The following is an 11,130-nucleotide window of genomic DNA, read 5'->3' on the forward strand; positions in this document are numbered from 1 at the left end:
TCCCCGGGCAACAGCACCAGCAGCATGGTCTGCGCCGCGACGTTGGTGTAGGCGACATGCAGGCTGCCGTCCGGACGGGTGACCGTGGTTTTCCAGACCCACGCGTTGGGATCGCCCGTCCCGGGCGCGGAGGACGATGAGGTGGAGGATGTTGACGAGGATGTGGATGAGGACGCGGTGTTGGCTTGATAGACGAACCGGTATTCCATTTCCCCGCCGTTGGTCCGGTGGACCGTCACCCGGCGCCTGGAGTCATACTCGAAGTAGTGGTCGGCATAACCTGCGGGATTGTAGGTCATCGGGTCGAAATGATCGTCCGTCATGCGGTCCCACGCCGCCGGACCGATGACATACTTCAGGCCGTGGGCGAAGCCGCCGGCCCCGTCGGTTACATAATACCGGTATCCCGAGCGCGACACGCTCATCCACATGCCGTTGGTCGAACACCACATCTGGATTTCCACCGAGGCCAGGTCGCCGGCGCAGCCCCTGGAATCCCCCGCGCCGAAATACGTGTAGAGGGCGCGGCGAACCGGCGTGGGGATCGCGTTAGCGACCGTCTGCTGGGTGACCGTGCCTAGCAATCCGGCGGAATTGTATTCATATACGTAGCGCGCCGACATGCCCCCCTGGGCAACCTCGAAGCTTGCGAGTGAGCCGCCCGCATAGGTCAGCCGCGCCTCGACTCCGCCCGGCGCGACGATGCGCACAAGCGAGCCGTCCGCTCCGAAATATCTGCTCGTGCCGCTTTCCTCCTCGAAGAGCACGTATTGGTCAATTCCGGATGACGAGGATGATGATGACGAAAAAGAAGATGATGAGAGCCCGGTCAGCGTCGCATGCACCCCGTATCTGGGCACCCACGTCCCGCCGACCAGATCGAACCACAGGCTCGATTGCATGTCGCGCACCACGCACACGGTGGAGGGGCTGACAAAGGCCAGCCATTCGGCCTCGCGCACCATCACGCTGTTGCCGTTCCAACCGCCCACATTGGAACTCAGCAGGTTCCCATAGCAACGGGTGTGCCCCCAGCCAATGCCAAAACCCCCACCCGAAAGATCGGACTCGCCCAACAGGGTCGCGCCGTCCATGAAGCGCACGTTCACTTCGGAGTTGGTGACGACGGGCGTCGAGCATTCGCAACAACAGTCGCAGGCTGTATAAACAGGGTCCGGACTCCCCCCGTGGGTCGGCACCGGTGACGAACTCGAACTCCCGGACGAACCTGACGAACCTGACGAACCTGACGAACCTGACGAGGCCCCCGAAGAATCGGACCCCGATGACCCGGACGGCGGGGAAAATGAATCCGACGAAGAACCTGAGGCGACCATGCAGTCAGTAGGAGCAGCGCATCGGGACCAAGTCAAATGAAATCGCCGGAAGGATCATGATATTTTCCGACGCCTTCCGGCAGGTTCGCAAGCGGCGGATTACCGGGTGTCTGCTCCGCCATCCCTTCTCCCTCCGGAAAATCACCTCGAACGGCAGATCAATTCGTGTGCCCGACCCCGAACGGTTCGACCAAAGCTCCGCATGGCAAGCCCCCGGGATCCCCCTTGGCAATGCCCGCGTTCTCGTTCTCGAATACACCTGACACCGCCGGCACCCCGCCCGCCAAAAACCACTGCCCAAGGATTTTCAAAAAAGACGCCTTGGCAAAGGGAACCGGATCGCTATCTTAGCAGTTGACGCATCTTCCCATGTTTCTGACGAAACCCCTCATTTTCCTGCATGATCCTCCTGCCGGACCAACACCTTGGTCGGCTCCGGCACTGCGGGTTTCATGCCGCTTTAGCCCCTCTTCTCCCGCACGGAGGGGGGGATTCTTCCAGGATTCGTGCGATTACGGAATCAAGCGCATCGCTTCATTCGCCGCAGGCACGATCGAGCACCGTTCGACCGTGATTAGAATAAACTTCCAAGTCTGAGAGAAATTGGTTAGTCATGACCACTTCGAGTGAGATACCGCTTGCCATGCACTTCAGTTATTCCTGAAAAACCAGCCTATGCAACTCAATGTCGCCGACGCGAAAAACGGGAACTGGATGGCGCCTTTTCAAATTCACTCCGCGGCGACCGGCCATGGCGGCATCGGCTTAAACGGTGATCTGGGCTATGAGGATCTTCCGGTGACCAACTCGCCGGATTTCCGGTGGACGGTTTCCGCGCATGCGAACTCCCGGTTTGAACTCGTCGTCCACGAACACGTGGAAGTCCGCGGTTTCCTCAACGGCAGCGCCAGCTTCTTCGACGGGGCCAGGTTCAAAATCAATGGTCAGCTCCTGGGCAGCGTCTATCAGGCTCATGACGTGACCGACTCGATCGAACTGCCCCCCGGGAAATATGTGTTGGAAATCGAGGGCTATGGTTCGAATCGCTATGGACACACGGTGTGGGGCATGGACAAGCCCGGCACGATCCGGCGGCCCCCTATCCACTACGTGTCAATCGGAGCGATCTGCAAGGACGAGAACCACCAAATCGTGGATTGGATCCGCCACCACCTTTCCATCGGGGTCTCCCATATTTACCTGCTGGACAATGAAAGCAGGGTCCCGCTGGCAACCACGATCGCCGGGGCAGGGCTCTCCGGGCATGTTACTGTCGAACGTTTCACGAGCACGGCGCCCGACGTCCAGACCAACGCCTATCTCTACCTATTGCGGAAATACGGCCCGGAGTGCCGCTGGATGGCCCTGATCGACACCGACGAGTATGTCGTCGTCAAGATTTCGCCGTGCCTGCCCCGCTTCCTCCTAGCCTATGAAGACTATGGCGCGGTCAAGGTCCGCTGGATGATGTTCGGATCGAATGGTCACACCGATTTCCAGCCGGATCCGATGACGGCTTACACTGATTGTTACGAGGACCCCCATTTCAAGAGCATCGTCCAACCTCGCTTCGTGATCGCGGTGTCCACTTTGTTTCTCCGCAAGGGATCGGAGTCCCTGGCCGTGCTGCGTGAAGACCTCCTGCGTACGCTGCGGAATTATTTCATCGTCATGGAGTCCGACGTGATTCCGCAGTGCTCGAACCTGCTGGACAACTTCAAGGAAGTCACGGACCAAGCCGACCTCATCGGCGGCGTGTACTACAGCGGCTGGAAGCCCGCGCAGGCATTCGACGCAGCGAACAATCAACTGAAGCCCGTGCCGCATGCGCTGTCGGGCTGTACTCTCTACAAGCGCGCAGTAATCGAACAATTCCAGTTCCGCTGGTCTGCGGAGAACCTCGGCGCCTTCCCGGATGAGGGGATGTGCCACGACGCCGGCAAGGTGTTCAAGATCGCCGATTACTGGAAGATCAAATGTGCTCATTCTGAGAAGCCCACGTGCGGACGCGAACAGGAGGACATCCGGTGAGATTCGTACCACCGTTGAAAGCGGGGCCGTGGGCTGGGCACTGTGAGTTTGCTGGCTGGATTGTGGAGCATCACCGGCCGCAGACGATCGTGGAGCTTGGCGTCTGGCATGGTTGCAGCTTCCTGTCTTTCTGCGAAGCCGTGACCGTCTTCGGGGTGGACTGCGAATGCTACGGCGTGGACACGTGGGAAGGAGACGAGCATGCGGGATATTACGGTGCGGACTCCACGGTCTATGATGGGTTCGCGCTCAAGGCACACGCCTTCAAGTGCGCATCATGGTTTAGGACGACGTTTGACGAAGCGGCCACCTTGTTTCAGCCCGGACAGATCGACCTTCTTCACATCGACGGATTGCACACTTACGAGGCCGTGAAGCACGACTTTGAAACGTGGCTCCACTTGCTGTCCGAACGAGCAGTGGTGTTGCTCCATGACATCAACGTGCCGGAGAACCCGACCTTTGGAGTCGGCAAGTTTTTTGACGAGCTGAAAGCGACATACATGACGTTCGAAATGCCATGGTCCCACGGGCTTGGCGTGGTGCGCGTTGGTCCCGGAGCTCTTCACGAATTGTTCGAGGGCGATCCGTGCGGGCTGCTGGTCAAGTTTGCAGAAAGGGCTTAGGTGTACGGACTCACCCAAAGTTGACTGCGAGCGCATCAGATTCTGCGGTCCCGCCTCAGGATCCCCGGCTTTTGCGTTAGTGGAAGCGTTACTCTCCCACTCCGCAAACGGAGGTTCACATCTGGCAAACCCTCGAAAAACTGCCCCGTCACCAATGGCCCACCTTCATCCATTGCGACTGCGGTTACGGCACGGATGCGGTTATGTTAGAGCATGAGGAGCGCGGCCTGCAGTTTCTTTTCAAACTGCGCCATACCAACAAGGTCAAGGAACTCGTCAGCCGCATAGCCGCATAATGCGCAAGGGGGCGCTCTGGCAGGATTGCGGCGACGGGTGGCAGTCCATTGAAACCACTATCCGGCTCATGCGGTTGGACACGCCAGCAGTGCGTCATCACCGTCCTCCGCACCCTCCACGCCCCGTAGGATATTCATCTGCTCCACAAACCCGCGCTTGTGCTTGTGGGAGAGCTTGGCACACACCACCCGCTCCACATCCACCAGGCACTCTTGCTGCACCGCGTCGGGCCAGAACTCACCCACCGCTTTTGAATCGCCGCGCTGCCGTCACGCAGCACCAGCACCCGGCGGTCCCGCCCCACCACCAATCCGCGTGCGGCGAACCTGCCTAAGAAACCATTCACTACCACCCCGCTCTCGCTGCTGCCCTCCTCGAAATCCAACAGGTGTTTGTATTCCTCCGTGTCAATCGCCGTGGCCACCACCACACAGCGCTCCTTGCCCGGAAAAATGCCGTCAAAGTACACCGCCACCACGTCGATGGCGGCCAGATCCCGCGCACGGAACGCCGCGAGGAACTCGTTGCTGCGCGCATTCCAGGCGGTGGCCACCGTGCCCTTCCTCGTCCCGGTCATCTTGCCAACACCGGAACTGGAGGCCCGTGGCACATGCCTCAAGAATCGCATCAAAAATCCCCTTGCTGCTTCGGATTTCCGCGTAGGTGTTGAGCCGCACCTCGCGCTCCTTGCCTTCCTCCTGCATCCTTCGGACCCGTCGTCTTGCAATCGGCTCCTTGCCTGAACTCGCCGTGATCGTCACGGGTTCGGTGCCCCCTCGCCGGTAAATCCCGTTGTCCGGGAGGTGACTCTCACCGCACAAATCCGTGAGCTCTGAGCGATAATCTCCAAATGCCCATCGCGCACAATCATGCGGATCCGCTCCTTGAAAACTCCCTTGAAATCCTCAATCCCGGCCGGCACCGGGGCCCAGGTCAGCTTCCCAGTATCTGGTGAATCAGGGTCACGAAAGAAACGATGGGCTTGTCGCCTTTTCGGGCGATGATGTAGTTGAGTGCGATTTGACATTATGCACTTGGAACAAGTATGCGATAGTCAACTGTGGCCAAACCATCGGTTCCAAGAAATTGGTCACAGGCAAGAGTGAGATCGACCTCCGCATGGGAAGGTGCCTTTTCTCCGGGCCCGACATCCACGAGCGGCACGCGGACCATTTTTCTGGTCTTATTGAAATATACTTCGATCAAGGCTGAAAGCCGCTTGTCGTTGTCCTGCCAGTTGTTGCCGAAAACGGCAGACATGATTGAAATTTTAACCGAGCCTCCAACCACTTCACTATCAGTCTGCACCGTCCCCATCGTTGGAGAACCTGTACCTTCGTCCTGCTTGTCGCCTTTACCGAACCGCGTTGCCTTCACTTTTTTCACAGCGGTGGCAGTAAAACCGGCTGGAACTGTGGTGGGAATGCCATCAACGTCGAGAAATAGCGCCCCGTCGGGTAAGTGCCGTCCTCGATATGAGTAACTTTCTTGGCGCACCGCAAAGGACTTGCCCTTTTGAACTCGCCGCCATTGGCCGGTGAGCGTCCCATTGAGACCATCCGAACGCACGGCTCGAAGTTGTTCGGTGGCGTCCACAACGATGGTCCCGTCGTCAAACAGTTGTGATTTCCCGAGCAATCCAGTCGTCTTTGAACTGCCATTCTCGTTGCCTGAACTCGATGCAGATGTTCGAAAGGGTTCCGTTTGGCCGACGGGTCTAGCTCCCGGACCGGGATTCATTGGATCAACTCCGCTGCCCTGTGGTATGACCTCGGGTACCTGAGGGGGCTCCAGAACAAGCATTGCAACGTCGAGGGACTTGATGGTCTTATCGTCAATCTCGCCGGTGACATCTAGCTTGTTGTCACTTTGAAAGGCTCTGACCGCGGCAACCGTCTTGGGACCGTAAAAACCGCGAAGGTTTGAATTTCCCTTAAAGTCGATGCCGTAATTGGGGTGCCCCGCAAGTGCCAATGCCTTGAGTGCGTCCTGCACAGGCCCTGTTCCATTGACCTTAATTGGCGATTGCGAAAGCACGATATTGCCCGAAACCACTGCTTCCAGTACCGGATCTCCAGAAAATGTAGCACTCTTCAATTTGAACTTAATTGGATATCCTGGATGGCTGCTTTCGTCATACGGCGCGGGTTTGGGAACATCCCCCATTCCGCTACGTTTGCTTAGGTAGTGTGCCAGCAGCGAACCTAGCCAGCGAAGCCGGGGCTTTAACCATTGCGCCTGGCGCAGGCTGTTCAAATCTCCGAATTCAATCAAAAACTCCGCGTCGCTGGTGAATGTGTGGCTGAACCCATAGTAATGATGTTCGTCTTCGGTGAAATTGTCCTCCCGCCATGTTTCATTGAATGGGAAAAACTCTTTGTAAAGTGATTTCCATACGTTTGCCGCAGCGGCATCACTGTCATGATCATAGCCGACCGATGGGCCGCTCTCCCCGCTGTCAGGATCGTCGAAATGTACGAAGACTGCGAGCTTGCAATTATAGTTTCGGTCGGAGTGTTTGATCGAGGCATCTTCCTTCACCGCATTCACTCCGGCAGCTTTAAGGATGGCCACGGCCTCATCAGAGATGACGGGTGTCCAGTCGATCTCGTCCCCTAGTGGTCCGGAACCTCCGGTGGCTCCGTCTGGTGTGTTTTGGTGTCCGGCTTGAATGAGGATATCGCAGTTATTGAGTGGCATGGTAATCGTCGGGTTAGTGTTTGTACGAAACAAGAGATATTGCGTGGGGGCGTTTTTTCAGATGATCATCAATTGTCAGACGGGGATTGGAACGGGGCCAATTCAGCCCGAAAACATGATGTCGATCGAATACCCCGGAATGCCATCTTTAAGCGATTTCTTGTCCTGGATATGGGGCTTCTGCCAAAGACATCCCATCGATCAACCCCGTTATTCCCCATGAACGCATAGAGGTTAAACTCTCCCTGTTCCCATATCGAGTCCCTGGATTGCCAACGGGGTATACCCGACGTCGATTTCGTAGGTGTAGGGCGGATTTCCCAGCGCGGTCGCAGGGGCTGGCGGCGGTTAGGGGAACGCGAAATGGCCGGATACGAAAAAAATCCCAGACGCGGTTTTTTCCGGTTGGGTTGTGGCGCTGAGGCGCGGTTGCTGTGCTGAAGTAGGCCACTTTCCAAGCGCAGTGATAGCGACTTCAGGCGGCTAAGGGAAGGAAATTCGTCAGACATTTTTACCGGTCTCGGCGGGGTTTGTCTTGCCGTGGCCGCCTTGAATGCCCTACCTCAACACAGCCCTCCAGCTCCGTGCCGTGCGCGACAGCACCAAAACCGTTGATCTCAAACAAATCAACGCCGTGCTCATGCAGCCTCACTGGCTCACAACACCCGTGACGAACCGCAGCAACCCGCCGTTTTCACCGATAGGCCTTGAGCAGGGAGCTCTGTTGCTCCGGGGAAAAGCTGTGAATGGCCGCCCTCTGGTCGTGTTTTCGGGGCAGTTTTGGCCGAATTGTGACTGTATGGATTCCGCGAAAAACACGGCGTTAATCCGGCCGCGAATGTTCCACAGCGTCTTTTTCCTTCCGCCGTCCCGCAGGCTCCGGTAGAATCCATCCCTATGCCCAATTTCATACCCAATCTGGATGTGGGGAGCTGCCGTTTCCTCAACCTGCGCACGCTGTTGCTCGCCAACCCGTGTCCCCATTGCATGCGCACGGAGACACTCAAGGCCCATGGTTTCCTCAAGGCCGCCGACGGCACCCACCGGGGCATCCGTGCCTATTGCTCAAACCGCCGCGAGCTCGATGGCTGCGGCCGGACTTTCTCCATTCACTTCGTGGACCGGGTTCCCGGTGCCACGCTTGGGGCGGCGCGGATCGGCGCAATCCTTGATACTGGCTACGGCGAGGAAGCTGATCTCGGCACGGCCTCCCCGCCGGCCACGAAACCCGATGCCGCCGCCGCCGCTGGGCAGTGCTCCAGGAGCACAGCCTATCGCTGGCTGGAACGGTTTCGCGCCAACCATTGGCTCGCCGCCCCCGCCATTCTCCGCGTCGTCGAACCCGACAGGAACATGAGCGCACCTCCGGTAGAGAGAGTCTGGCGGCATCTGCGCAGGGCGCTTGGCGAGGCGAAACGGGTTCTCGGCAGGCTCCATGTGCTGCTCCAGGTGTCGGATTTTCTGGCACCGAAGAGACATGTTAGGCCGAACTGTCATCGTTCCCCCGGGAGGGGGATCGGATGGCTTTTGGCGGCAACAGGATTTGGGAAGGACCTCGTGTCGCCAGGCGGGGCTGCCATCATCGACATCAGTCATTGGCTGGCTGAATGCGGATGATCCCTCATGAAAACATAACTTCTTCCGGCCAAACACAAGCGGGCAACGTTGGGAGACGACCCGCCGAGGGATAACCGGAACGGATGCGACCGACGATGTCGCAAAACAAAACAAGTAGTATCTCCGGACACCGGGGATACGCCCTTCCGCGTCGTCAAAACCCATCGTTGGGAGCATCCGTCCATGCCTTGAAAATCCTGGGGTCTGGGGCAAAGCCCCGGTTTGCACCCGCCGCCGGACGCCCGGTGGCTGTGGAACAATTCGCAGAACCCTACGACCATAGCGGACTCAAAGTACGATGAAAGCGTGGAAATTTCAGAAATATTCCACGATGACAATTTGGTAAAACGCCACGATGTCAATTCGGCCATCAACAAAAAAGCAAAGTGGTCCCCAAACGTTATCACCCGACCGATCAACTGCTTGGCCTCTTGGAGAGCCTTTGATTATGCCGCGTTTGACTGCGGAACGGAGCGACAAACTACAGCAAAACCAGCCTCCAGGTTATGCACGCGGCATAAACGTGGACGCGGCATAATCTCAATGAGAACGCCCTCCGCCCAACCAAGGTTGGGGCAAGAAACTGGCTCTTCATTGGAAACAAGGGTGCCGGACAGAAGTGCGCGATCCTCTACACCATCGTGGAAAACTGCCGCCGCCTTGGCATTGCGCCACGGGACTACCTCGAGGATGTCCTGACCCGCCTGCCGGGGATGAAGGCAGGGGAAGTGGCCGCACTCGTCCCCGCCGCCTGGCTCAAAGCCCGCGGCAGAAGGGCAAAACGCCGGGCTTGAACACGTTGCACTCATAGGAGCCGCAACTATGACCCCAACGCTACGCTACCGCTAGCATCTTCATACGGTGCTTGGGGCCCCGCTTACAGCCGTTGCGCTTCCTTCGGTGGCGGAGGTTCATTTTCGCGAGGCATCGGTTCTCCTCGGCCCGGAGATCAAGGGCACCGGGGTTCCCGAGGTTTATTCCCGCGAGGTGAGTGTTCAACTCACGACCGAACCGCAAGAAACAAAGTCGAATTCATCATCCACAAAACCATGAAATCCCCCAAAACTATCTGCCTTTGTCTGGCATCCGCCATGCTTTCCGCGCTCGATGCCCTGCCGCTTCCCGGCGATGGATCGGACGGTATCCTGCAGTCTGCGGCAAATGTTGAAATCGACTTGTCCCAAGCGGTAGATGGCGTCTAGGTGTGAATGGCCGCCCTCTGGTCGTGTTTTCGGGGCGGATTCTACGATGATAATTCGGCCTTTAACAGCAGGGCCCCGGTCCTCTATTTCCCAAGGACCGGCCTCATTTATGGAGCGCCGCTTGCCGAGAAGATCACATTATTCCAGTCTTCTCTATTAGTGATTTTATAACCGAACAGTTTCTCTGAATATGGCACCACCGATGCCTTCGTGATAATCTCTTTATCCGAATAAACTTCGCCTTGAAGCCATATTTCGTAGCGTGGACTGACACGTATTCTCTTGATGGACCCTCGAATCTTGATTCGCCCCTCGATTTTAACGATCTTTTCCGGATCGAGTCCGACTTGTTTCAGGAAAACTCCAATTCCATTTGGCCTACCGTCGACTGGCAGACGATTTTTTTCAATTAGTTCATTAAGGCTTCCATGATCCGTCGGCTCCCTTCCGAGCGCCTTTATGACGGACTGATCCGTATTCAGTCGAGTACGCTCCTCTTCTCCACATAATGCTATCATGGACAAACCTAATGAGGCAATACACAAGACGAGGGCGTGGCGCATCTTTTTCATTTGATAAATACCTTATCGCTCTTTGGAAACATTTCAACAATTTTTGTTTTCCTGTCCTCCTTCGAGGCACCCGACGTGCAACACCATTTTACCACCAACTTTCGGTATACAAGATTCGACCGGCGTCTGTCCGCGAACATCTCCGTGTAAGAGGCCCAAAGAGTACCCGCTTCCTGCACAGTGCCGCGGGGCATCTTCGTGTCCAGCTCTTTCAAACTAACTGGGGCCTTATACCATGCCCATCCTTGGATTTCGCTTGTACCTTCAGTGCCTTCGTAAGATGGCACAGGCAAGGCCCAACCTCCCATAACCCAGCTATCCACGGCGATTTCTATTGACGTCTCACCTTCGTCATCAAAAACTTCCACTATGCTAGAAACGTTCCGCGACTTCGGCAGAACCCTCCATGCTTCCCAATAATCGCTCGGCAGTTCCAGCGAGTTGCCGCCAGCATCCGATGCGCTATATTTAATATGCTGAAGGACAATGCCACCGTCCGCACCCGATCTCGGACGAACCCCCCATTTAATGGTCCAATTGTATGAGCCACAATCTCCTAACGTAATCTTTTGCGGGGTCGTATACCATAGGCGCAGATGGGCCGCACCCAAGTAATCCACCGAATTAACTCCGTCATTCCCCACGAACCCATACAGATTCAATCCGCCCCTTTCCCCGATCGGGTCCCGGGACGGCCAATAGGGGATACCTGACGCGCTTTTCATAGCCGTAGGGCGGATTTTCCGGT

11 protein-coding genes are annotated in these 11,130 nt (G+C 57.0%); 5 read left to right on the top strand and 6 right to left on the bottom strand.

What is annotated here, in order from left to right; genetic code table 11:
* The coding region (locus WCS52_19075; GenBank protein MEI6169291.1) for a hypothetical protein at positions 1–1,094 on the bottom strand (1,094 nt) is incomplete at its 3' end.
* A gap of 401 nt (positions 1,095–1,495) precedes the next feature.
* Complete coding sequence (locus WCS52_19080; GenBank protein ID MEI6169292.1) at positions 1,496–1,648, bottom strand: hypothetical protein; 153 nt, start codon at positions 1,646–1,648, stop codon at positions 1,496–1,498.
* A gap of 364 nt (positions 1,649–2,012) precedes the next feature.
* On the opposite strand from WCS52_19080, the gene WCS52_19085 reads away from it, so the two are divergent.
* Together WCS52_19085 and WCS52_19090 are read left to right on the top strand one after the other, a co-directional pair.
* Entirely contained in the window at positions 2,013–3,368 is a 1,356-nt protein-coding gene (locus tag WCS52_19085) for a glycosyltransferase family 2 protein (protein MEI6169293.1), read from the top strand.
* On the top strand, positions 3,365–3,994 hold the full coding sequence (locus WCS52_19090) for a class I SAM-dependent methyltransferase (protein MEI6169294.1): 630 nt from the start codon (positions 3,365–3,367) through the stop codon (positions 3,992–3,994). The genes WCS52_19085 and WCS52_19090 overlap by 4 nt, the downstream gene beginning before the upstream one ends.
* Before the next feature lie 430 nt (positions 3,995–4,424).
* Here WCS52_19090 and WCS52_19095 read toward each other — a convergent pair whose 3' ends face one another.
* Together WCS52_19095 and WCS52_19100 are read right to left on the bottom strand one after the other, a co-directional pair.
* Complete coding sequence (locus tag WCS52_19095; GenBank protein MEI6169295.1) at positions 4,425–4,919, bottom strand: transposase; 495 nt, start codon at positions 4,917–4,919, stop codon at positions 4,425–4,427.
* A 398-nt stretch (positions 4,920–5,317) separates the two neighbouring features.
* Positions 5,318–6,991, bottom strand: coding sequence for a peptidoglycan-binding protein (locus WCS52_19100; GenBank protein MEI6169296.1), 1,674 nt, complete (start codon positions 6,989–6,991; stop codon positions 5,318–5,320).
* A gap of 897 nt (positions 6,992–7,888) precedes the next feature.
* On the opposite strand from WCS52_19100, the gene WCS52_19105 reads away from it, so the two are divergent.
* The 3 genes from WCS52_19105 (at position 7,889) to WCS52_19115 (ending at position 9,810) form a co-directional block, all read left to right on the top strand.
* Positions 7,889–8,608 (top strand): hypothetical protein, encoded by a 720-nt coding sequence (locus WCS52_19105; GenBank protein MEI6169297.1) that lies wholly within the window; start codon positions 7,889–7,891, stop codon positions 8,606–8,608.
* Between the two features lie 641 nt (positions 8,609–9,249).
* Entirely contained in the window at positions 9,250–9,402 is a 153-nt protein-coding gene (locus WCS52_19110; GenBank protein MEI6169298.1) for a transposase domain-containing protein, read from the top strand.
* Positions 9,403–9,657: 255 nt separating this feature from the next.
* Positions 9,658–9,810 carry a hypothetical protein gene (locus WCS52_19115; GenBank protein ID MEI6169299.1) on the top strand — a complete coding sequence of 51 codons (153 nt, stop codon included), beginning with the start codon at positions 9,658–9,660 and terminating at the stop codon, positions 9,808–9,810.
* A 107-nt stretch (positions 9,811–9,917) separates the two neighbouring features.
* Here WCS52_19115 and WCS52_19120 read toward each other — a convergent pair whose 3' ends face one another.
* On the bottom strand, positions 9,918–10,382 hold the full coding sequence (locus WCS52_19120; protein ID MEI6169300.1) for a hypothetical protein: 465 nt from the start codon (positions 10,380–10,382) through the stop codon (positions 9,918–9,920).
* Positions 10,379–11,130, bottom strand: a 752-nt coding sequence (locus WCS52_19125) for a hypothetical protein (protein ID MEI6169301.1), incomplete at its 5' end; no start/stop codon positions are given. The genes WCS52_19120 and WCS52_19125, both read right to left, overlap by 4 nt.

The sequence above is a fragment of the bacterium genome (assembly GCA_037128595.1).
In the GTDB taxonomy this organism is placed as follows: Bacteria; Verrucomicrobiota; Kiritimatiellia; order CAIKKV01; family CAITUY01; genus JAABPW01.